This is a genomic window from Paenibacillus sp. PastM-3 (genome assembly GCF_029893965.1).
Taxonomy (GTDB): domain Bacteria; phylum Bacillota; class Bacilli; order Paenibacillales; family Paenibacillaceae; genus Paenibacillus_AQ.
Genome location: NZ_JARXXP010000004.1, coordinates 274,529 through 295,606, shown reverse-complemented (window position 1 = coordinate 295,606; position 21,078 = coordinate 274,529). Strand labels below are relative to the sequence as shown.

Genomic DNA, 21,078 nt, shown 5'->3' with positions numbered 1-21,078 from the left:
ATATTAACATATGAGCAATCATTCATATGTTAATTAGGAAGGGGCTTATTTATGAATCAGCATCGCCGCTCAGGCAACGATAAGGCTAATGAACAATCGTTCCATACAAACCACACGGGTCATAACCACACTGACGAGCACCAGGATATGAACCATAATCACTCTCATCAGCACGGCTACATAGACAACGGTCACGCTCACAAACACAGTCACACAGGGCATAATCATGACCACGCTTACGGACATGGCCATTCCCATGCCCCGGCTGACCGGAAGGGTCTGCTGATTGCCTTGATTATTACCGGCGGAATCATGCTGCTCGAATTTTTCGGGGGACTGGTCACGGACAGCCTGGCGCTGCTCTCAGACTCCGGGCATATGCTCAGTGATACGGCGTCACTTGCTTTAAGCCTGGTCGCCATGATATTTGCCGTCAGGCCGGCCTCTGCCAAAAATACTTACGGGTTTCACCGCTTTGAAATTATGGCCGCCCTGTTTAACGGAGTGACTTTGTTTGTGATCGCCGGCATTATTATGTGGGAAGCGTTCAAGCGCTTCGGTTCCCCTCCTGAAGTAGCCAGCGGTACCATGATGATCATCGCTGCCGTTGGACTTTTGGCTAACCTTGCAAGCGCCTGGTCGCTGCTGCGCAAGAGCAGCGGCCATGATAACATCAACATCCGCAGCGCCTATCTGCATATCGTCAGTGATGCCCTCGGCTCTGTCGGCGCACTGCTGGCCGGGCTGGTTATGTCGCTCTTCTCCTGGTACCTGGCTGACCCGATCATCAGTGTAGTTGTGGCGCTGCTGATTCTGCGGAGCGCATGGGGTGTGGTGAAGCAGGCCTTTCACATTCTGATGGAGGGGGCTCCCCCTTCCGTGGACTCCGGAGCTGTCAGTACCGCGCTCCTTGGCATCGACGGTGTGTTGGATGTCCATGATCTCCATATCTGGAGCATCACCTCCGGTCTGGATGCGCTTAGCGGACACCTGCTGATCAGGGATAACGCCAGTCATCAGGCTATTTTGCAGCAGGCCGTCCGGCTTATAGAGCAGGATTTTGGCATCCGTCACGTTACACTGCAGGTCGAGAATTCTGCTATGGAGCACGGTGAGTTAAAGGTGTGACCCCGGCCAAAGCCCGGAGCAGCCATACACATGTTTTTTTCAGCCATCCTGATATTTGAACGCTGCAAAAAAAACCGTCCCCGGGGCTACTGGCCCTATGGACGGTTTCTTGTGTGCCTGATCTATTCGTGCCGGATATGCTCATGTGTCTGCAGGAAAATCTGCTCAACATGCGCGTCGTTCAGCGAATAATATACGGTTTTGCCTTCTTTGCGGCGCTTCACAATCCGCAGATTCCGCAAGTAGCGGAGCTGATGGGATACCGCCGACTGCCCCATATCAAGGATAGTGGACAGATCGTGCACGCACAGCTCTCTCTGCGATAAAGCGTAAATCATCCGCACTCTTGTCGGATCGCCCAGCGCCTTGAACATCTCGGCCATTTTGTCCGTAGTTCCCCGGTCAGGCAGAATGAGCGCCGCTGTCTCCGGCCCCAGCTCCGAACCGCTGCAGGTGTTATCGCATTCTTCAAGTGCTGCCGGCTCCATGCTTCCGCCCTCCTAATTAAGCTTTCCCCGGTCGCACCGGTCATTAATAAGATTCTCTACGATTAATTATAAAAAAAACTTCGGACAATGTCCATTGATCTGACCGCAGAGCGTGACCGGAAAAGGGTACGGGAGACCATTCACAGGTGCCGGGCGGTTAAGCCGTCCTACACCGCCTTGCGCCGGAACGCCAGCAGACCGGCAGCCAGGAACACAATCAGGCTGGCGGATACCACAAGCATCAGCGTCTGTGCCGGCAGATGGAATGCCCCGAACTTTTCCCCTCCAAAGGGCGACATGGCAAGCAGCGGCTGGGCCCACGGATAATAAGGCCCGTACGTAGCCGAGTTGACGATCAGCATATTGGGGATGGTCAGGCTTACATTGAGCGCCAGCGGTGCGCCGAAGCTGCTCCAGCCCTGGGACACACCCAGCTGCAGCGCAGCAAGCGGCAGACAGGCGAACCAGCCCCCCGCTATGCTTGAGAGGAACAGCGGCCAGGGTACAGGCCCTTCAGCCCCGCGGTACAGACCCATGCCCAGCAGGGCCGCAAGAAAGACCAGCTGGACACAGGCCAGCAGCACCATGATCACAGTAAACTTGGCAAGGTATACTGATGTGCGTGTTACAGGAAGCGCTAGCATCAGCTTCCAGCCGCCGTCGCTGTGTTCGGCGCGGCAGATGAGCGCTGCAAGGAGCCCTGTGAGCACAGGAAGGAACAATAAGGCATGCATCAGGGACATGACATTCAGCAGCACCTGCCAGGATAAGGGTTCTCCTTCCTGCTGCACATTGGCCAGCGCACCCACCGGCAATGCAATGACCGGGCTGATGACCACCAGCGGCCAGATAAAGGACCTCGACAGCTTCATTCTCTCCGCCGAGAGAATTCTCCAGAATCTCCGCATCTTAGTCCACATCCTTTCGGGCGAAGTGAAGCGCTCCCGGAAGGATCACCAGCAGGCCAAGCAGCAGGCCGGACGTGATGAACAGCCAGGGTGACTCTGCCTCCCAGGCAAGGGCAGGCCAGGTCAGCGGCATCCATTCAGACAGATACATGGAGAAGATGCTGAGCAGCGACAGCGTAATCCCGACAGCTACCGGAAAGGTCTGATTGCGGCTGGAGAGGGAGAGCCACAGCTGGAGTGCAATGACCGGCAGCGCACCGGCATAAGAAGCAAAACCAAGCCGCAGGATATCGGCATAAGGTACCGGCCGGGAGCCGAAGCCAAGGATCAGCCCCAGTCCCAGAGTCCCGGCGGACAGCAGCAGACAGGAGCAGGCCAGCAGCAGCAGGCAGAGCAGCAGCTTGGCCATGAATACGGAGGTGCGTGAAACCGGGAGGGCCAGCAGCTGTTTCCACGAGCTCATCTGATGCTCTACATTTGCGATCAGGGAACAGATCAGCGTTCCGCCCAGATAGAGGGCAATCGGTACGAAGCCGGCAACATTGCTGAGCAGTCCGCCCCATAGATCTGACTGGTACTGCTCTTTCAGATAATCATAACGGATGCCAAAGTTCAGCCCCTGCATCGCAGTAAGACCGAGCGGTCCAAGAAAAACAAGGAACCACAGGCCTTTGCCTCGTATTTTGAGCCAGTCCGCCGACAGTGCCCGCCACATCATGAGACTCCCCCCTCAACAACCTGCAGGAAGAATTGTTCCAGAGACTGCCGGCGTTCCTCTACCCGGTAGACCGCATGCCCGTTCTCTACCAGCTCCTTGATCAGCAGTGCCACGCGGGCATCACTCATGCGGGGCAGAATAACCCGGCTCTCCTGCAGCGACCCGCCGCAGCCCCGCCGCTTGGCCAGTTCCAGTGCAGCCTCCGGTTCGGATACCGCAAGCCGGAGATCACCTGCAGCCTGCTCTTGCAGATGGGCAATCGTATCCTGATAGACCATGCTGCCCTGGCGGATAATGCCTACGGTATCGGCCATTTGCTCGATCTCACCAAGCAGATGGCTTGAGACGAGCACCGTAATTCCATGCTCTGCCGGCAGCCGCTTGATCAGCGAGCGGATCTCCTGTATTCCGGAAGGGTCAAGGCCGTTCGTCGGCTCATCCAGAATTAGCAGCTCAGGGCTGCCCAGCAGAGCGGCAGCAATCCCCAGACGCTGCTTCATGCCCAGCGAAAACCCCTTAACCGGACGCTTCTCTTCACCGGTCAGGGAGACAATATCAAGCACCTCGGCAATCCGGGACTTGGGAGCATCCAGAATCCGGCGGATCGCCTCCAGATTGTCCACGGCATTCAGATGCCCGTAGTATGACGGCGACTCCACAAGCGAGCCCACCTGGCGCAGTATTTGCAGCTTATGCTTCCGCAGCTCCTGGCCGAAAATTTCAATCCGCCCGGAGGTTGGCTTGATCAGACCCAGCAGCATACGGATGGTTGTTGTTTTACCTGCTCCATTCGGTCCGAGGAAGCCGTAGATTTCCCCCCGGCCGATATTCAGCTCCAGATGCTCGACCGCAGCCCGGCCGCGGTACACCTTTCTTAAACCTGTCGTTTTGATTACCGTTGATTTCATTAGTCGTTCACCTCGGTATTCAGCATAACGCCCCGAGGTTAAAGCAGCGGCCGCAGCAAGTTTAAATTTTGTTTAAATTTTGCGTCCGCGGCTGGGTAATTTCAATGGATGTCCCCTGCGGGGAGCTGTCGGTCTCCCGAACAAGCTCCATCCGCTTCAGCAGCAGATCAACAATCGACAGGCCAAGCCCGGCACCTGCTGCCTCCGGAGCGCTGTCCATCCCCTGTCCGCGGTCAGAGATGACAACCGCACGCCCATCCCCCCGCGTTACCGTCTGCACGCCGACGTATTTTCCGCTGCGCGCATGGCGAACAATATTCTGAAACAGATTATCGAGAATCCGCCGGAACCAGCTCTCATCGATAACCCAGTATAAGGGTTCCCCCTCCAGGCTGATGTCCACCTCGAACCCTTCCTTTTCCCACAGGGGATACCAGGCAGCTGCACTTTCCCGTAATATCCGCAGCACATCCTTGCGCTCAGGGTTCAAAGTCACCCGTCCGCTGCTGAGCAGGTTGTAAGACAGCAGATTATCAATGAGGCCGCTGAGGCCTTCAATCCGCTCGTCCATTAGTTGGATGGACTCCTGGCCGCGCCTGGATAAGCCCTCCTTGCCCAGCACATGGAGATGGCTGCGTATTACAGTCAGCGGGGTCCGCAGATCATGCGACAGGTCGGCGACCAGCCGCTTCCGCAGCCCTTCCTCCTCAGCTTCCCGCCGGCGGCTCACAGTCAGCTCTGCGACCATGTGATTGAACGCCTCTTCCAGACGGCCGATTTCATCCGCCTTGCCGGGTGCGATGGGTTCAGGAATGCCGACGCCTCCGGTAAAGCTCATGGCTGTCTGCAGCCGCAGCAGGCGCCTGCGGATTCCGGTGAAGAACAGCCAGGATACCGCAACAAACAGAGCGAAAAAGATCAACAGTACGAGAATATACCAGGAGCCCAGGCTCTGGAACCGGTAGGCCTCGGTAATCTTCTCCGGTATCTGCATAACCAGGAAGCCTTCACCGGCATCTGCGCGGTCGCCTATGAATGCGACAATGGCCAGCGGGTCCTGCCTGGCCGCATCCTTCATGAAGGCAATAGCTTCAGGTGCACTCCACTGCGCAGGTATCCTGTCCAGGGCAAGCTGCCCCTGAAGCTGCGGGTCCTCCGGAATATGAATCTGCCGGGTCTGCCCCTCTCCGTCCACCCAGAACATGGCGGCCAGCGGATAGCTGCCGCTCAGCTCCTCCAGCCTGCGGTCGATGTCATCAGGAGTCTGCCCGGACAGGCCTGACGCCTCCTGATGCCACTGCTCCTCCAGTGCGGTGATGTTGGAATACAGCTTATATTCCTCCGGCGGCTTTTCGGCAGTCTGAAGATTAAACAGATTATAGCCCGCAAAGGTCAACGGGATGCCGACCGGAATAAACAGCAGCGCTGCTATTATAATCAGCAGATAACGGGACTGCAGGGAATGCTGGCGCCCGCGCAGGCTCCTCCGTCCGCTCATGCTCTCACCCTATAGCCGATCCCCCGGACGGTCTCAATTATTTCCGGAGCAGCCGGATCAAGCTCCAGCTTCTCGCGCAAATAGCGGATATGTACCATCAATGTCTTATCCCCTTCAATATAGGCCTCGCCCCAGACGGCTTCATAGATCTGTTCCTTGGTCAGGATCTGCCCGAGATGGCGCAGCATGTAGGTAAAGATCTGAAATTGCTTGCCGGTAAGCAGAATCTCGCGGCCGGTTGAAGCTTCCTGAATCACGTTGTTACCCTCATACACGATTAGATGTTTAAGGACTAGCGGTGCAGGCTCGGCAGCACCGGTCCGCCTCAGCAGCACTTCAATTCTGGCTGCCAGCTCGTCGGGATGGAACGGCTTCGTCAAATAATCATCCGCGAATTCCAGCCCCTGCAGCTTGTCATCTATTGAGGTACGGGCGGATAACATCAGAACCGGCATCTCCGGATAGGCCCGCTTCAGCCTTTGTCCGACAGTGAAGCCGTCAAGCCCGGGCAGCATGACATCAAGAATTGCCAGCTGGCAGCCTGCTGCAGCCTCAACGGCCCCCTCACCGCTCTGCAGCCAGCGGACCGCGTACTTCCTCTCCCGCAAATCTGCAGAAACGGCGCTTCCGATCTCCCGGTCATCTTCCACATACAGCAATGTAATACTCATAGCTCCTCCATTTTCACCCAAAATTGTCTGTGTTCGCAAATAATCCCCGGGGCGGCGGATAAACCGCGTTCACTCCGGGGAATATGTACTTCATATGTTATGCGCTAAATCCGAAATGTGCCGGCGGCTTGTCCTCCGGTTTGCCGAAAAGATAACCTTGGGCAAGCTCGATGCCGATCTCCCGGCAGTACTGGAATTCTTCCCGCCGCTCGATGCCCTCGGCCAGTACACTGGCTCCAAAGGATCCGGCCCGGCTGATGATATCCTTGATTGTCTTCTGCTTGCGGTTATCCTGATCGCAATAGCTGATCAGATTCCGGTCAATCTTTACATAATCCGGCTTGAGGCTGGACATGAGCTCCACGGTCGAATACCCTGCGCCGACATCATCAAGCGCGACCCGCATACCTTGTCTGCGGTACTCTGCAAAAATAGCCTGCAGATGTTCCATGCTACTGATTTTCTCCGTCTCCACCACCTCGAACACAAAGTCCTCCGGGTCCTGATCCAATCTTTCGATGGCCTCAAAGGTATGGGTAAGGCAAAAATTAGGATTATAAATGGAGGATGGCAAAAAATTAACGAAACGCTTAATACCCTTGGGCAGCAGCCTCGCACTGGTCTCAATGGCCGAAATGCGCGCAGCACGGTCCAGAAAAGAATGAAACCCGGTCTGCCGGGCGATTTCAAACAGCTCGTAGGGCTGAAAAGCACTTCCCTCTGGCAACGGCCGCAGCAGCAGCTCAAAGCCTACAATTTCCTCGGTAAAATTCACAATAGGCTGCATGTGGCTGGTAAAGTCATGATTGGAAATGATGGAAATCAGATTGTCGTTGGCGAATCTTATTTCCAGCTGCTCCAAGGAGACCCAGCGCTCTGCTGTCAGGCTGCCTGACTTGCCGCTGATGCACAACTTCAGATGAGTATCCGCCTGTTCCTGCAGTATGGTCAGCAGCTTCAGCAGCTCAAAGAGCGCTTCTCTGGAAGCGTACGGAATCCCCCCCGTATTCTTCACCGCTGTGAACTCCACTCCTGAAGCTCTCAATGCAGAGGCAAGCACAAAGGTAAACGGCCGAAACCGGATCTCCCCCTCATCCTCCACCGGCTCTATCACAGAGCAGTCCCTACAGTTCATAGACATCCTCCCTCGCATCAAATGTCGAACCTTTAGTGTAGCCATTATATCATGATCTGCCAATTTTTAGCCATGCGGCGATGCAAAATTACAGCTTTACCCTTTTTTTGCAGGTTAAGGTCAGATCCCGGATTCCGGTGCATCCTAAAAAGCCATCTGCGGAACTGGATTCCGCAGGTGGCTGTATTTCATCCCGGCTACTCTGTCTGATACGCTGCCCGGAAACCGGTTATTTCCCTGCAGTGGCACCAGGCTGCCAAACGCCGTGCTCCTTGTTTTTGCCCATATACTCAATGCGTGTAGGCGTAAGCTCCAGGATAACATAATCCGGATCATCCGGTCCCTTGAACCACTCCTCCAGCGACTTGTTCCAGACCTTGGAGCGCAGGCTGTCATCCTTGGTGACGGAAGCTCTGGCTTCAATCTCCAGCACATCCCTGCCGCCGCCCTGTTCATATCCAAGCAGCAGAAAAGCATTCGGGTTGTCCTGCAGCTCTTCTACCTTATGCGTTTTGCGATTGGTAGCCAGATAAATATTCAGTCCGTCATGAAATACCGCCATATAACGCACCTTTGGTTTGTTGCCGGCTTCGATCGTGCCGAAGGACCCGAACTTGTTGTCATCCAGCGCCTTGAGGATAGTCTGCTCCAGCTCATTGTTATTCATGGACGAAATAGCTCCTTTCAGAAATCACGCAGATACACATTTTATATATCCGCATTCGCAGTTTGGATTTATCATTAAAATTGTGCTTACTATAGTGTACCCCCTTCATTCACATTGAATCCGGGACAAATCCATGAACAGATCCCGCTGTGAGGGTACGGCTTAGCGTTGCTGCCTCCCGGTTAGGGTAATACTACACCATACTGATATTCTAAAAAATAAGGTGGAACCTATGTATGACTAAGCTTTTGGCTGAATCTCCCGAACCCGTGTTACATACTGCGCTGCTGCAGTTTATCTTTCCTTTCTCCATTCAAAACGGTGAGGACGACAAGCTGATCCGGCAGCTTAAGCAGGACGGCTTCACACGCTTTTTTCTGGATAATAAGGAGCTTGAGGATGCCTATTACGGAGATGGATACTGTGTGTCGCATGAAAAAATGGAGCGCAGCTACCTCCCCTTCACAGCCCATGTGCTGTTTCCGCGTGAAAAGGATAAGGATTCCTTCCGGCGCTTCTCCAAGGTCAACGGTCTGGCGAGCACGCTTAATATGCCCGGCCGGTCCATTCCCTTCCAGGTGCTCTCGACAGATATTTTTCTCTGTCCGTTTCAGGTTGGCTTTCTGACCATCCGGACCCAGCTTGAGGATACTCCGCTCCCTTATAGTGTAGCGCTGGAATTCGCCGACCGCTTCCGCACGCTGGAGGATGCCACTCTGGAGGATAAAGGAACCTCTATCCAATGTGGTCAGAAGTCGTTTGATCTGGTGGAGGATTTTGTATTTGAAAATCTTGTACCCAGCCTGAGGCCGTTTCTGGACCAGTCGGAGCTTGACGGGGCTTATTTTGAGACGCTGCCCTTTTTCGTGGATGAACGGATGATGGTCCAGGCCTTTTACGGCTTTGTTCCTGAGGACGATGAAGAGGAGCTGGATATCGGGCTGAGATTCCGGGCCTCCCAGCTGGACGGGTTTGACGCAGATGGCAGTCCTTATATGAGCGCAAGCGACCCGGACTATATCAGCGACTATTGCCAGGAGCATTCCTACAACCGCTGGGGTCCGGACACCTATTATATGACCAATGAGCAGACCTTCAGCTGCCTCAGCAGAGCCAAACCCGAAATCGCCACCAGGCTGGCCAACCAGATGTACGGCGAGTATTACTACGGACTGCTGCTGAGTATTTTCCACAAAATCGTGCTGCTGAAGCTGTCTAATCTGCATTCCCGTCTGCGTATTAACCGTGACTACGATGAAATTGAGAATCTGATCTTCCTGATCAATAAATTCTCAGCCAAATTCTACTTTATGGAGCTGATTTCGCAGTCACAGGGGCGTGAGATTTTTTTCCAGCTGCGGAAGGTTTACGGCAACGATGCCTTATTCGACGAAGTGAAGATGACGCTGGACGACCTGTTCCAATACCAGGACAAATTCCAGGCCAAACGCCGGGATACGCTGCTGATGATCCTTACCGTGTTCACGGTGGTCAGCGGCATTTACGGGATGAATCAGGTCATTGAGGACCTGAAGGCCCCGATTGACTGGGGCAAAATGACGAGCTACTCCCCATTTGAATATTTGGCACTCTTCCTCACGTTTACAGGGATTGCAGTCAGCATCCTCCTGACATTGAAAGAGCTGTGGAACGGTATCCGCAGCCGCCGCAGGAAGCGGTATTATTCCAGGGAGTAGGGAGTTTGCTACTGGACAACCCCTGGCGGTACGTCTATAATACACCGTAGAATAAGCAATACCCGATAACTTCATAGAACCAGGGGGGGCTGGAATTGGCCGGCTGAGAGTGTATTCCTTTAAGATACTGACCCTTATACCTGATCTGGATAATGCCAGCGTAGGAATCCATAACTGCTTCCCGGTCCCCCGCGGCCGGAGCCTGTAACCTTGCGCAAATGACTGGCGTCCCGATCTTCGGGGCGCTTTTTTTTGCATATCAGATTTAGAAACTGGAAGACTAGGGATTGCTGGAAGGAGTGAACCAAACGAAATGGGAATCAAAAAAGCCAAACTGCTCTCTCTTGCCTGCATTCTGAGTCTGGCGATTGCCGGATGCAGCAGTAACAACGGTGCAAACGGAACAAACGACGGTAATGGAGGTAATGCCTCCCCCGCACCGGCTGCGGAAGCAACTGCTGCTGTGCCGGCAGCGCTGACCAAGATCAAGGTTGCGCTCGACTGGACACCGAACACCAACCACACCGGCCTGTACGCGGCCAAGGAGCTGGGCTATTACGAGGAAGAGGGCCTTGATGTGGAAATTGTCCAGCCGGGAGCGGCCGGAGCCGATACGATGGTGACCTCTGGCGAAGCCGCGTTTGGCATCAGTGCCCAGGAAGCGCTGACGCTGGCCCGTCTGCAGGGTGTGCCGCTTGTATCCATTGCTGCCATCATTCAGCATAATACCTCCGGATTCGCTGCACCGAAGGACCGCAACATTACTTCGCCTAAGGATTTTGAAGGGAAGACTTACGGAGGCTGGGGCTCTCCGGCTGAAGAGGCGGCCATGAAAGCCATCATGGACCCGGAAGGCGGCGATGTGAAGAAGGTCAAGCTGGTGAATATCGGGGAAGCCGACTATTTCACCGCAGTGAAGCGCGATATTGATTTTGCGTGGATCTTCTACGCCTGGACCGGTATTGAGGCTGAGCTGCGCGGGGAGCCGCTGGATATGCTCTACCTCAAGGATTACGCACCTCAGCTTGACTACTACACCCCTATTCTTACGACCAGCGAAAAAGTTATTGCCGAGCAGCCTGAGCTGGTGAAGGCGTTCCTCAAAGCCACGTCGAAAGGATACCAGTACGCCATTGACCAGCCGGAGGAAGCGGCCGCCATCCTGACCAAGGCTGTGCCTGATCTTGATCCCGAGCTTGTCCTGGCCAGCCAGAAATGGCTGAGTCCGAAATATACGGACGATGCTGCCCGCTGGGGTGAGCAGAAGGCTGAAGTCTGGCAGAACTATTCCGACTGGATGTACGGCCTGAAGCTGCTGGATCAGCCGCTGGATGTGGACAGCACGTTCACCAACGAGTTTTTGCCTGCGGAATAAAGAAGGAATAAGTGAATTTCCCATACTATCGAGAGGGTTGATTATAATGGCAAATACACTGCTTAGCATTCAGGTTATTCCTAAAACGCCTAACGGCGAAGACTCCATTCCCTACGTAGACAAAGCGATTGAAGTGATTCAGCAATCCGGCGTGAAGCACCAGGTGAACCCGCTGGAAACTACCATGGAGGGCGAGATCACCGAGCTGCTGGAGGTTGTCCGCCAGATGCATGAGGCGCTGGTTGCTGCCGGCAGCCCGAGCATCATTTCCCAGATCAAAATCGCCCACAATCCAAACGGCATCAGCATGGACAAGCTGACGGAGAAATACCGGTGAGACCGTACTTCAAGCAGATTTGGCCGCCCTTAGTGGCGGTCGTCTTGTTTATAGGGATCTGGCAGCTGTCCGTATCCGTATTCGGGATTGAGGCCTGGATTCTTCCGGGACCAGGGACGATTGCCCGGGCTTCTGCGGATAATGCCGCCAGCATCTGGTCACATACCGCAGCAACTCTGCGCCTTACCCTGATCGGCTTCCCGATCGGCACAGGCACCGGCCTGATGGTAGCCCTGCTGCTGCATCTGCTGCCCTGGCTGAAGCGGGCGCTGTACCCGCTGCTGATTCTCAGCCAGAATGTGCCGTCGATTGCACTCGCGCCGCTGCTGGTCATCTGGTTCGGCTTCGGCCTGCTGCCGAAGATTGTACTGATCACGCTTGTCTGCTTCTTCCCGGTGGCAGTCGCCGCTATGGGGGGCCTTGCGCAGAGCGACCGTATAATGATGAACTATATGAAGATGGCGGGGGCGAGCAAGTGGCAGATCTTTACCAAGCTGGAGCTGCCCGGCTCCCTGCCCGCCCTGTTCTCCGGCGTCAAAATCTCCGCCACCTACGCCGTAATGGGCGCCGTTGTCGCCGAATGGATCGGCGCCGACAAGGGGCTGGGCTATTACATGCTGCTGCAGAAATCGGCTTACCGCACCGATAACGTGTTTGTCGCCATCGTCATTATTGTGTTACTAAGTCTGGTGCTGTTCGCCATAATTGCCCTGGCGGAGAGATGGCTGGTCCGCTGGAAGCCGCGGAAAGCGGAATAGGCCCGGTGGGCTTGGGATGATTTTGGGACCGGCTTGGGGCTGGCTTGAGACGGGCTTCGGTCGGGCTTGGCTTGCTTGGCTTGCTTGAGTTCGGCTAGGGACAAAACCGGGGTAGCCTAGTTGGATTTTCGCCACCTAATTGCATCCCGGACGGCCAAAAATCAGGATTAGTTGGATTTTTGCCACCTAATTTCACCACTTTGGCCTGAAAGCAGGATTTCCGGTAATATTAGATGGCGTTTTTCCACTTAGATTCAGAGTTCAGGCGAATTCAGAGAATTTAGTTGGCGTTTTTCACACTAATTTCAGGCTGCCGATGAGCACAACTGGAAAGGAGGTTAATGCTGTATGTCTCATCAAACAGAGAACGTTGAATCATCGGACCCTTTCATTCCTACAGGCCACCGGAGCGGGGCTGTCAACGCTCAAGATTTCGCGGCCTTCGGCACTGACGCCGCATACCGCAACGCCGCGCAGAACCAGCCTCCGGCGCTTGAGGTCAGCGGCATCTCGAAGACGTTCGGCCGCGGCCGCAGGGAGACCCGTGTGCTGAATAACGTCTCCCTCACCGTCCGGCCGCAGGAGTTCGTATCTATCCTCGGCCCGTCGGGCTGCGGCAAAAGCACCCTGTTCCACATCATCGGCGGCCTGGAGGCCCCGGATACCGGAACAGTGAGCATGAACGGCCGCACCGTTACCGGGAAGCGCGGCGAGATCAGCTACATGCCGCAGCAGCCCGCGCTCTTTCCCTGGCGCAGCACCCTGGACAACGTCCTGCTGGCCGGTGAGCTGAAAGGCGAGCCGCTGGCCGCCGCCCGGGAGAACGCCCGCCGCTGGCTCGGCCGGGTCGGGCTCGGCGGCTTCGAGCAGGCGTACCCGCACATGCTGTCCGGCGGCATGCAGCAGCGGGCCGCTTTTCTGCGCGCCCTGCTCGCTCCGCAGGAGCTGATGCTGCTCGACGAGCCGTTCAGCGCGCTCGATGCGCTGACGCGCAGCGACATGCAGCGCTGGCTGCTGGAGCTGTGGGAGGAGAACCGCCGCTCCGTGCTGTTTATCACCCACAATATTGAAGAAGCGCTGCTGCTCTCCAGCCGGATTTATGTCTTTTCCGGCCGGCCCGGCTCGATTCTCCATACCGTGGATGTTCCGTTTCCGCGGCCGCGCCGCGAGGAAATTACCGATACGCCTGAATTCCTGCAGCTCAAGCGCCAGCTGTCACAGTGGATGCGGGAGGAGCAGGCCAAGGACAGGAAGTAGCCGGAGAGCCGGACTTTGGGGCGGCAACGGTGCGTCATGCAAGCTTTTAATACTTAAAATCCCTGCCTACCAGTGCAAACAGGAGGGCAGGGATTTTTTTGGTTTTCCAAGTAATACGAAAAGTATCATACCCTTGCGGGCTAGGATCACTATACTCCCATTCAACGATGTAAGCTACGGTATATATCTGATTTTATTAAAATATCCACATTATAATAAGAATGATAACGGCTATAATTCCTACTGCAATCAAAAGATCAGTAACCTGCCTCCAAAAACCTGGAGGACCCTCTTGGTGATATTTGCCGGCGTTTACGTCATGGTTAGCTTTATGACCACCAGGATCAGTCGAATTGGCTGCTGGAGGACCTGGGTTAAAAAAATCAGACATGATTATCATCTCCTTTTAATGATTGTAACATATTTCCACAATTTGAATGCAGATGCATCGTATCAGTGACTTTTTCATTTCCGGTTTGATCCAGCAGTAGGAGTTCTATTGTGCCAGTACAAAAAAAGCATGGCCCCCGGCAGCACCGGTACACCATGCTTTTAATATAAATCTGCCTATCTCTGCGGTCCCCGCAGAAGTCGCCCTGAAACCGCAGCAGCCTACCGCTTCATAAAGCCCTTCTCCTGCAGATAATCCTTCATGTGCAGGCGCGCTGGCTCGGCAAGCCGCTTGGCCATCATAGCCGACCACGGGGTGCTGCTCTGTCCGCCGGTCCGCTTATGCATGTAGTCACTGCTTACCTTGTCGTAGATCGCAACCTGGGCCGCTGTTTTCTCCTTATCATAGCCGTTGTAATGCAGTACTGCAGATAACGGCAGCCGCGGACGCAGGCCGGATTCTCCGGCCGGAGTGCCCAGGCACATGCCGAATACAGGATAGACCAGCTCAGGCAGGCCGAGCAGTTCGGATACGGCGGCGCTGTTGTTGCGGATCCCGCCGATGTAGACAACACCGAGCCCAAGGGACTCTGCAGCAACCGCCGCATTCTGTGCAGCAAGAGCAACATCAACGGTGGCGACGATCAGATTCTCTGTCGTGTCTTCGCAGGTCTCTGCATCACCCAGATGCGGGCGCACGGTCTCCTTCAGCCGGTAGAGATCGGCGCACCACACCAGAAACACCGGGCACTGCTCAATATAAGCCTGATTGCCGGAGTAAGCCGAGAGCTGCGCCTTTAGTACAGTGTCAGTAACAGCAATCACGCTGTAAGCCTGCACATTGCTGGAAGTGGAAGCCATTTGCGCCGCGCCGATAATGGCGGCAAGCTGCTCATCACTTACAGGGGTATCCAGGTACTGGCGGACCGAAGCATGCTTCATTAACAGCGATAGGGTCTCGTTGTCCGGACTGCCTGCCGCAACCTTTTGTTCATCACTCATTGTTATCGCTCCTTATTCCTGCCGCCGGCTACAGCTTCACCCGCTGCAGCCGCAGCGCATTGAGTACAACCGACACGGAGCTGAAGGCCATCGCCGCTCCTGCGAGCCACGGCGCCAGAAAGCCCAGTGCGGCTATCGGTATCCCAATTGTATTGTAAGCGAGCGCCCAGAACAAATTCTGCTTAATATTACGCATTGTACGGCGGCTCATCAGTATGGCATCGGGAATGCTCAACAGGTCGCCGCGCATAAGCGTAATATCCGCCGCTTCCATCGCAACATCCGTACCGGTCCCGATGGCCATCCCGGTATCGGCCGTAGCCAGCGCTGGAGCGTCATTGATCCCGTCGCCGACCATCGCCACCTTCACGCCGCCGCTTTGCAGCCTGCGGATTTCTGCCGCCTTGCCTTCGGGCAGCACCTCCGCCAGCACAGTGCGGATGCCGGCCTGCTGTGCGATAGCTTCAGCAGTCAGTTTATTGTCGCCGGTAATCATGACGACCTCAATGCCCATTTCATGCAGTCTGGCTACGGCTGCCTTCGAAGTGTCCTTGATCGTATCGGCCACAGCTACGATTCCCGCAATGCCGCCGTCCACGGATACCAGCATCGCTGTCTTGCCCTCCTGCTCCAGCTTTCTCATCAGCTGGCTCCACGGGCCTGTATCTGCCCCGCTTTCCTCCATCATCCGGCGGGTTCCAACCAGAACAGCCGCTCCGTCGACTACCGCCGAAATACCCCTGCCCGGTACAGCCTGGAATTGCGCTGCCGCCGGCAACGCCAGGCCGCGCGCGGTTGCTCCGGTCACAATAGCCTCGGCAAGCGGATGCTCCGAGAGCTTCTCGGCAGCCGCAGTAACCGCCAGCAGCCGGTTCTCCGCCAGCTCCTTGCCGTGAGCCGGAATTCCGGTCGTGGTCAGGATATCTGTAAGCACAGGTTTCCCGCTGGTTACCGTGCCGGTCTTATCCAGCACAACGGTCCGGATATCCTGCGCAGCCTCGAGATGCTCACCGCCCTTGAACAGTATCCCGAATTCGGCCGCCCGGCCCGAGCCGGCCATAATCGAGGTCGGCGTTGCCAGCCCAAGAGCACAAGGGCAGGCAATGACAAGCACGGCAATCGCTTTTTCCAGTGCATCGGCAAACTGTCCGGGTGCCCCCCAGAGGTACCAGATGAAGAAGGTCAGAACCGCGATAGCAACAACAATCGGCACAAAAATACCGGAAATAACATCGGCAATCCGCTGGATCGGCGCTTTGGAACCTTGAGCTTCTTCCACCACCCGGATGATCTGCGCCAGGGCGGTATCGCGGCCTACCTTACGGGCCTCAATCTTCAGCATTCCGTTCTTATTGACTGTGGCTCCGATTACCGAATCACCCGGCTTCTTCTCCACCGGGATGCTCTCACCTGTCAGCATGGATTCATCTACGGAAGACAGGCCTTCCAGCACCTGGCCGTCCACAGGAATCTTCGTGCCCGGCTTCACCAGTACAATATCACCAGGAATAACTTCTTCTATAGAAATGCTTATTTCGTTACCGCCGCGGATGACAAGCGCAGTCTTGGCCTGCAGTCCCATCAGGCTGCGGATCGCATCCGAGGAGCGGCCCTTGGCCAGCGCTTCAAACCATTTGCCCACCAGAATCAGCGTGATCAGGACAGCGCTCGTTTCATAATACATATCGACAGAGTGGTTCATTCCGCTCATCCCGAGCGAATCTATGGTCAGATACAAGCTGTAAAAATAAGCTGCAGAGGTGCCCAGCACAACCAGCACATCCATATTGGCGCTGCCGTTCTTCAGCGCCTTATAGGCACTTACATAGAACTGCCAGCCGATAATGAACTGCACTGGTGTGGCGAGCACAAGCTGAAACCAGGGATTCATCAGCAGATCAGGAGTCGGAATCCATGAGGTAAAGCTAAAGTGGCCGACCATTGCCCACAGCAGCGGAAAGGACAGAATCGCTGAAATGATCCACTTATTCCGCTTGCGTACAATTTCCTGGCCGCGCTGGTCCGCCGTCTCCCGGCGGTCCTGCTTCAGTGAGGCCTTGTAGCCGATACTGCTGACCTTCTCCATAATATCCGCCGTGCTGATATTGCCCGGCGAATATTCCACATGCGCCGTCTCCAGCGCCAGATTTACATTGACCGATGCAATCCCGGGCATCCGGCCAAGCACCTTCTCGATCCGGGCCGAGCAGGCGGCGCAGGTCATGCCCGTAATATCAAAATCCGCCGATTCCTTAATCGTATCGTAGCCAAGGGAACGGATTTTCTCCTCAATCTGCGGCAGAGCGGCAACCGCAGGATCGAAACCGACCGTTGCCTGCTCCAGCGCAAGGTTCACATTGGCCCGCGATACCCCCTCCATCCGGGACAGCCCCTTCTCAATCCGGGCCGCGCAGGCGGAGCAGGTCATGCCTGTAATCTGCAGCGTAGCCTGCTGCATTCCTGCTTCTGAACTCTTTTCCATTTGCCAAACACCTCCATATACCCCCCAAGGGTATAAAACTTTGAAAAATAAAAGGCATGGATGCCACCAGACCTTCTAACGGGTCCCTGCTCCAGGCCTTTATTGCCGGAATCCGGCTTACACCACGTCGTATCCCTGATCCTCAATGGCTTCTTTAATAGTGTTCAGGCTTACTTTGCTCTCGTCATACTCCACTGCCACTTTCTTGGCCTGCAGGTCCACTTTGGCAGCAGCACCCAGACCGCTTACCGCTTTCTCTACAGCACTGACACAGTGTCCGCAGGACATTCCTTCTACAGTTAAAGTTACGTTTGACATGGCAAACCCTCCTATATAATGTTGTTGCGGCAAATAACCTGTTAAACCCTATTTCATGAGCTTGTTGACCGTAATCAGCAGCTCGTCGATAACCTCATGCTCTCCGGCCTCGATCCGCTCCACAATACAACTGCGCATATGCCCTTCGAGCAGCAGCTTTCCGACTCCGCCAAGCGCAGCCTGTACGGCTGCCAGCTGATTAAGCACATCATCGCAATAGGTATCGCGCTCAATCATGCCCTTGATTCCGCGGATCTGCCCTTCAATCCGGTTAAGACGGGTAGCCAGTCCATTCTTGAACTCCTCTGAATGATGGCTCTTGCGTTCACCCGGTGTATGACAGCTGCTGTCGCAGGCTGCAGGAGACTGCTTCTCTTCCTTAGGTGCCATCTACATACCTCCCCGTATCCTGGCTGCAAATTCAGCTTAACATACCCCCAAGGGGTATGTCGAGAAGTTTTTTATGAGAAAAAAAGGATTTTTATTAAATGTCAGCGAACTATCCAGAAGCACAGTAAATTTTTACATATTTTATTCAGAGGCAGGTAGGCTTAATGGTTTACGATGGCATTATTATCGGTTTGATTGTCGGCTTGTTCAGAGGCGGCTTGAAACACGGCCTCGTCCAGTTCAGCAATATCCGGCTGAAGTCAGGCTGGATCTTCCCGCTGCTGCTGGTATTCCAATTTTTCATGTTTTATATTCAGGAGCGGTCGTCCACTGTAGCCGCAGCCAGCGGATATATTTATATCGCTGTGTATGTGGTGGGGCTGATTTTTTTATGGTTGAACCGGCACAACAAAGGATTCTGGCTGATTATGATAGGCGTATTCCTGAATTTTCTGGTTATGCTTGTCAACGGAGGGAGAATGCCGGTATCTTACGAGGCGGCGTCCGTCCTGGACCCGATCTACCTGGAGATGCTGAGAAGCGGCGATGCAGTGACCAAGCATTATTTACTTGATGCCTCGACCCGTCTTGCCTTTCTGGGCGACATTATCCCGCTGTCCAGCCCTTATCCGCGTACGCAGGCTATCAGCATTGGTGATGTAGTGATGAACTTCGGCATTTTCCTGTTCATAGTCAACATCATGACACCTGCCGCCACAACCGGGAAGCCTCAGCCTGATGTGCAGGGATAAGCCGCTAATTGACTCTAGGAAGGGAGGGCTACACTGTGAAAAAGAAACTGGAAGGCATCAAATATTCCCGTCTTGCGATCAACGCTATTATCGTAGCTTCAGTAGTTATCGCTTTGACTTCGGGCTATAAGATTGGCGGACTATAAAAGTTTCACGCGAAACAGGCGGGTATTTCCGCCTGTTTCTTTACATTACGCTATTCATTTGTTCCTAAAACTATTATTATGTACAAAGGAATATTTTGATAACGTAAAGAGGGGTCCTCATGTCTAAACTTAAACCTTTTGCCGCAACGTTGGATTCTGGCCACATGTATGCACTGTCCGTCTGCCTGATTGGCATGGGACTTTTTTCATATACGAACCGCTTTGAGTTCCTGCACTACTCCACGTCCACCTGGGTCTGGGTTTATGCAATGACCAGCGCCTGTCTTGTCCTCAACTTCTTTATGATCCAGCTCCCTCCGGAAGGCAATGAGCAGTCGATGGATTCTTCGGTTTATCTCGCCTGTATTTTTATATTCGGCCCCGCCTTCACCCTGACCGTGCTGCTGTTGAACTGCATTTTCTTCACCATTATTGACCGGGGCACGCGCTGGTGGAAGCACCTTACTAATTTCTCCATCTACTGCATTATGATCACTGTATCTGCTGCTCTGTTCCAGTACCTCGGAGGAAACCCCGGTGCGCTCATTAACACCCAATTATTCAATTATCTCCTTGTGTTGACCGTTTATTTTGCTTCCAACACTCTGCTTGTCGTCCTGTACTATTATATTTTATATAGAGCTACACTTTACGAGACCATCAAAGGAATGATAAAGGATTCGGTATTCGTCTATCTGTGCACTTTAGTGCTTTCCCTCGTATTGACTGTGCTGGTCTACCACAATCAGATTCTCGGACTGCTGCTCTTTATGTGCCTGGCAGTACTGCTCTGCCAATCCTTCAAAAAGCTGTTCTCCATGTACCGCAGCATCGAGGAACGGGCCAACACCGACCAGCGGACCGGATTGTTCAATCACAGCTACTTCGAGGAGGTTCTGGAACAGGAAATTCAGAAATCAAGGTCATCGGGCACGCCTTTGTCGCTGGCCATGATCGACCTTGACGACTTCAAAAAATATAACGATCATTTCGGGCATCTTCAGGGGGACAAGCTGATCTCTTTTGTCGGAGAGCTGCTAAAGACAGAGTCCCTGAAGTCCGGCACCATTGCCGCCCGTTACGGCGGTGAGGAATTCACGCTGCTCATGCCCGGCTACGACAGTCTCCAGGCCCATACCTTCATCGACCAGCTGCGCAAAAAGCTCAACAACAGCCGCTTAGACGGCGTTGAGATTTTTCCGCTCGGCTGCCTCGCCTTTTCTGCCGGTATTGCTGCCAGCAGCAGCGACATCCACGACAAATCGCAGCTCGTCGACCATGCCGATCAGGCGCTCTACTATTCCAAACGCCAGGGCAAGAACACAGTACACACTTATGGAGAACATTCGCCGCTGGAACAGGAGCTGGACTTCAGCCAGGACGTGCGGGATATCGAGCAGCAGCTCAACCTGTTCATGTACAAGGACATGGAGACCTTCCGCCACTCCAAGCGTGTCTTCCGTTATGCAATGGATATCAGCGAAATACTCGACATGGATGCTATATCCAAAAGAAATTTCACGCTCGGTGCGCTTATTCATGACATCGGCAAGCTGGAGATACCCTGGAGCATTCTCAACAAGACAGACAAGCTTGCGCCCGAGGAATGGGAGATGGTGAAATGGCATGTCACCTGGGGCAAAAAAATGGCGCTGACCAACGACAAGTTCAAGGAGCTGGCCCCATACATCGAGCTGCACCACGAACGCTACGACGGTAAAGGTTATCCTTACGGATTCAAGGGCGAGGAGATTCCCCGCCTCTGCCGGATGCTGACCATCATTGATTCATTTGATGCAATGACCACAGAAAGGCCATACCAGCCGACCAAATCGTTTGAAGAAGCGGTCATTGAGCTGCGTGCCTGCGCCGGAAGCCAGTTCGACCCTGAGCTTACGGAGCTTTTTATTAACTATATTGAATCCAGAGAGCCCCGGCCCGGAAATGAAGCGATGTAGTACATCGCCTCCTCCGGCCGGCTTTTTTTGCTGAGAGCTCTACCCCTGTCACTTCCGCATACATCCCTGCCAATAAGTCTATACTCTCTACTAAA

21 protein-coding genes and 1 riboswitch are annotated in these 21,078 nt (G+C 54.4%); of the genes, 8 read left to right on the top strand and 13 right to left on the bottom strand.

Annotated elements, in window-relative coordinates; genetic code table 11:
* Positions 1–147 precede the first annotated feature (147 nt).
* Positions 148–1,128, top strand: coding sequence for a cation diffusion facilitator family transporter (locus M2108_RS10160; protein WP_277469011.1), 981 nt, complete (start codon positions 148–150; stop codon positions 1,126–1,128).
* A 122-nt stretch (positions 1,129–1,250) separates the two neighbouring features.
* Here the strand turns inward: M2108_RS10160 and M2108_RS10155 are convergent, their stop codons facing one another.
* From M2108_RS10155 to M2108_RS10120, 8 genes are all read right to left on the bottom strand, one after another.
* The gene (locus M2108_RS10155; RefSeq protein WP_068723657.1) at positions 1,251–1,616 is read right to left on the bottom strand and encodes an ArsR/SmtB family transcription factor; all 366 of its coding nucleotides are present in this window, start codon (positions 1,614–1,616) and stop codon (positions 1,251–1,253) included.
* Positions 1,617–1,783: 167 nt separating this feature from the next.
* Entirely contained in the window at positions 1,784–2,524 is a 741-nt protein-coding gene (locus tag M2108_RS10150) for an ABC transporter permease (RefSeq protein ID WP_277468973.1), read from the bottom strand.
* A gap of 1 nt (position 2,525) precedes the next feature.
* Positions 2,526–3,242 carry an ABC transporter permease gene (locus tag M2108_RS10145; RefSeq protein ID WP_277468972.1) on the bottom strand — a complete coding sequence of 239 codons (717 nt, stop codon included), beginning with the start codon at positions 3,240–3,242 and terminating at the stop codon, positions 2,526–2,528.
* Positions 3,239–4,150: an ABC transporter ATP-binding protein gene (locus M2108_RS10140; protein WP_277468971.1), complete on the bottom strand. Its 912-nt coding sequence runs from the start codon at positions 4,148–4,150 to the stop codon at positions 3,239–3,241. The genes M2108_RS10145 and M2108_RS10140 overlap by 4 nt, the downstream gene beginning before the upstream one ends.
* Positions 4,151–4,211: 61 nt before the next feature.
* Complete coding sequence (locus M2108_RS10135; RefSeq protein ID WP_277468970.1) at positions 4,212–5,648, bottom strand: sensor histidine kinase; 1,437 nt, start codon at positions 5,646–5,648, stop codon at positions 4,212–4,214.
* Positions 5,645–6,319: a response regulator transcription factor gene (locus tag M2108_RS10130; protein ID WP_277468969.1), complete on the bottom strand. Its 675-nt coding sequence runs from the start codon at positions 6,317–6,319 to the stop codon at positions 5,645–5,647. Before M2108_RS10130 ends, M2108_RS10135 begins: the two co-directional genes overlap by 4 nt.
* Before the next feature lie 97 nt (positions 6,320–6,416).
* On the bottom strand, positions 6,417–7,454 hold the full coding sequence (locus M2108_RS10125) for an EAL domain-containing protein (protein ID WP_277468968.1): 1,038 nt from the start codon (positions 7,452–7,454) through the stop codon (positions 6,417–6,419).
* Between the two features lie 229 nt (positions 7,455–7,683).
* Positions 7,684–8,121 carry a pyridoxamine 5'-phosphate oxidase family protein gene (locus M2108_RS10120; RefSeq protein WP_277468967.1) on the bottom strand — a complete coding sequence of 146 codons (438 nt, stop codon included), beginning with the start codon at positions 8,119–8,121 and terminating at the stop codon, positions 7,684–7,686.
* Between the two features lie 236 nt (positions 8,122–8,357).
* Here M2108_RS10120 and M2108_RS10115 point away from each other — a divergent pair, with 236 nt between their 5' ends.
* The 5 genes from M2108_RS10115 (at position 8,358) to M2108_RS10095 (ending at position 13,545) form a co-directional block, all read left to right on the top strand.
* Complete coding sequence (locus M2108_RS10115; RefSeq protein ID WP_277468966.1) at positions 8,358–9,818, top strand: hypothetical protein; 1,461 nt, start codon at positions 8,358–8,360, stop codon at positions 9,816–9,818.
* A gap of 72 nt (positions 9,819–9,890) precedes the next feature.
* A riboswitch (TPP riboswitch) is annotated at positions 9,891–10,002 on the top strand.
* A gap of 129 nt (positions 10,003–10,131) precedes the next feature.
* Positions 10,132–11,193, top strand: coding sequence for an ABC transporter substrate-binding protein (locus M2108_RS10110; RefSeq protein WP_277468965.1), 1,062 nt, complete (start codon positions 10,132–10,134; stop codon positions 11,191–11,193).
* 46 nt (positions 11,194–11,239) lie between these two features.
* Positions 11,240–11,530, top strand: a complete 291-nt coding sequence (locus tag M2108_RS10105; protein ID WP_090713399.1) for a thiamine-binding protein — start codon at positions 11,240–11,242, stop codon at positions 11,528–11,530.
* Positions 11,527–12,288 carry an ABC transporter permease gene (locus M2108_RS10100; RefSeq protein ID WP_277468964.1) on the top strand — a complete coding sequence of 254 codons (762 nt, stop codon included), beginning with the start codon at positions 11,527–11,529 and terminating at the stop codon, positions 12,286–12,288. Before M2108_RS10105 ends, M2108_RS10100 begins: the two co-directional genes overlap by 4 nt.
* Before the next feature lie 348 nt (positions 12,289–12,636).
* Positions 12,637–13,545: an ABC transporter ATP-binding protein gene (locus tag M2108_RS10095; RefSeq protein WP_277468963.1), complete on the top strand. Its 909-nt coding sequence runs from the start codon at positions 12,637–12,639 to the stop codon at positions 13,543–13,545.
* Positions 13,546–13,741: 196 nt separating this feature from the next.
* On the opposite strand, the gene M2108_RS10090 is transcribed toward M2108_RS10095, so the two are convergent.
* The 5 genes from M2108_RS10090 to M2108_RS10070 all read right to left on the bottom strand — a co-directional run bounded on the left by M2108_RS10090 (position 13,742) and on the right by M2108_RS10070 (position 18,127).
* Positions 13,742–13,936: a hypothetical protein gene (locus M2108_RS10090; protein ID WP_277468962.1), complete on the bottom strand. Its 195-nt coding sequence runs from the start codon at positions 13,934–13,936 to the stop codon at positions 13,742–13,744.
* 221 nt (positions 13,937–14,157) lie between these two features.
* On the bottom strand, positions 14,158–14,937 hold the full coding sequence (gene nfsA, locus M2108_RS10085; RefSeq protein ID WP_277468961.1) for an oxygen-insensitive NADPH nitroreductase: 780 nt from the start codon (positions 14,935–14,937) through the stop codon (positions 14,158–14,160).
* A gap of 28 nt (positions 14,938–14,965) precedes the next feature.
* On the bottom strand, positions 14,966–17,419 hold the full coding sequence (locus M2108_RS10080; protein ID WP_277468960.1) for a heavy metal translocating P-type ATPase: 2,454 nt from the start codon (positions 17,417–17,419) through the stop codon (positions 14,966–14,968).
* Positions 17,420–17,536: 117 nt separating this feature from the next.
* Positions 17,537–17,737 (bottom strand): copper chaperone CopZ, encoded by a 201-nt coding sequence (gene copZ, locus M2108_RS10075; protein ID WP_277468959.1) that lies wholly within the window; start codon positions 17,735–17,737, stop codon positions 17,537–17,539.
* A 48-nt stretch (positions 17,738–17,785) separates the two neighbouring features.
* Positions 17,786–18,127: a metal-sensitive transcriptional regulator gene (locus M2108_RS10070; RefSeq protein WP_090713395.1), complete on the bottom strand. Its 342-nt coding sequence runs from the start codon at positions 18,125–18,127 to the stop codon at positions 17,786–17,788.
* Positions 18,128–18,291: 164 nt separating this feature from the next.
* On the opposite strand from M2108_RS10070, the gene M2108_RS10065 reads away from it, so the two are divergent.
* Positions 18,292–18,879, top strand: coding sequence for a DUF5317 domain-containing protein (locus M2108_RS10065; RefSeq protein ID WP_277468956.1), 588 nt, complete (start codon positions 18,292–18,294; stop codon positions 18,877–18,879).
* 265 nt (positions 18,880–19,144) lie between these two features.
* Positions 19,145–20,983, top strand: coding sequence for a bifunctional diguanylate cyclase/phosphohydrolase (locus M2108_RS10060; RefSeq protein WP_277468955.1), 1,839 nt, complete (start codon positions 19,145–19,147; stop codon positions 20,981–20,983).
* The last annotated feature ends 95 nt before the right edge of the window (positions 20,984–21,078 follow it).

What these genes read in the sequence shown, in the direction of transcription:
- M2108_RS10160 (WP_277469011.1), top strand. Translation starts at nt 148, where the DNA reads ATGAACCATAATCACTCTCATCAGCACGGCTACATAGACAACGGTCAC.
- M2108_RS10155 (WP_068723657.1), bottom strand. Translation starts at nt 1,616, where the DNA reads ATGGAGCCGGCAGCACTTGAAGAATGCGATAACACCTGCAGCGGTTCG.
- M2108_RS10150 (WP_277468973.1), bottom strand. Translation starts at nt 2,524, where the DNA reads ATGCGGAGATTCTGGAGAATTCTCTCGGCGGAGAGAATGAAGCTGTCG.
- M2108_RS10145 (WP_277468972.1), bottom strand. Translation starts at nt 3,242, where the DNA reads ATGATGTGGCGGGCACTGTCGGCGGACTGGCTCAAAATACGAGGCAAA.
- M2108_RS10140 (WP_277468971.1), bottom strand. Translation starts at nt 4,150, where the DNA reads ATGAAATCAACGGTAATCAAAACGACAGGTTTAAGAAAGGTGTACCGC.
- M2108_RS10135 (WP_277468970.1), bottom strand. Translation starts at nt 5,648, where the DNA reads ATGAGCGGACGGAGGAGCCTGCGCGGGCGCCAGCATTCCCTGCAGTCC.
- M2108_RS10130 (WP_277468969.1), bottom strand. Translation starts at nt 6,319, where the DNA reads ATGAGTATTACATTGCTGTATGTGGAAGATGACCGGGAGATCGGAAGC.
- M2108_RS10125 (WP_277468968.1), bottom strand. Translation starts at nt 7,454, where the DNA reads ATGAACTGTAGGGACTGCTCTGTGATAGAGCCGGTGGAGGATGAGGGG.
- M2108_RS10120 (WP_277468967.1), bottom strand. Translation starts at nt 8,121, where the DNA reads ATGAATAACAATGAGCTGGAGCAGACTATCCTCAAGGCGCTGGATGAC.
- M2108_RS10115 (WP_277468966.1), top strand. Translation starts at nt 8,358, where the DNA reads ATGACTAAGCTTTTGGCTGAATCTCCCGAACCCGTGTTACATACTGCG.
- M2108_RS10110 (WP_277468965.1), top strand. Translation starts at nt 10,132, where the DNA reads ATGGGAATCAAAAAAGCCAAACTGCTCTCTCTTGCCTGCATTCTGAGT.
- M2108_RS10105 (WP_090713399.1), top strand. Translation starts at nt 11,240, where the DNA reads ATGGCAAATACACTGCTTAGCATTCAGGTTATTCCTAAAACGCCTAAC.
- M2108_RS10095 (WP_277468963.1), top strand. Translation starts at nt 12,637, where the DNA reads ATGTCTCATCAAACAGAGAACGTTGAATCATCGGACCCTTTCATTCCT.
- M2108_RS10090 (WP_277468962.1), bottom strand. Translation starts at nt 13,936, where the DNA reads ATGTCTGATTTTTTTAACCCAGGTCCTCCAGCAGCCAATTCGACTGAT.
- nfsA (WP_277468961.1), bottom strand. Translation starts at nt 14,937, where the DNA reads ATGAGTGATGAACAAAAGGTTGCGGCAGGCAGTCCGGACAACGAGACC.
- M2108_RS10080 (WP_277468960.1), bottom strand. Translation starts at nt 17,419, where the DNA reads ATGGAAAAGAGTTCAGAAGCAGGAATGCAGCAGGCTACGCTGCAGATT.
- copZ (WP_277468959.1), bottom strand. Translation starts at nt 17,737, where the DNA reads ATGTCAAACGTAACTTTAACTGTAGAAGGAATGTCCTGCGGACACTGT.
- M2108_RS10070 (WP_090713395.1), bottom strand. Translation starts at nt 18,127, where the DNA reads ATGGCACCTAAGGAAGAGAAGCAGTCTCCTGCAGCCTGCGACAGCAGC.
- M2108_RS10065 (WP_277468956.1), top strand. Translation starts at nt 18,292, where the DNA reads ATGGTTTACGATGGCATTATTATCGGTTTGATTGTCGGCTTGTTCAGA.
- M2108_RS10060 (WP_277468955.1), top strand. Translation starts at nt 19,145, where the DNA reads ATGTCTAAACTTAAACCTTTTGCCGCAACGTTGGATTCTGGCCACATG.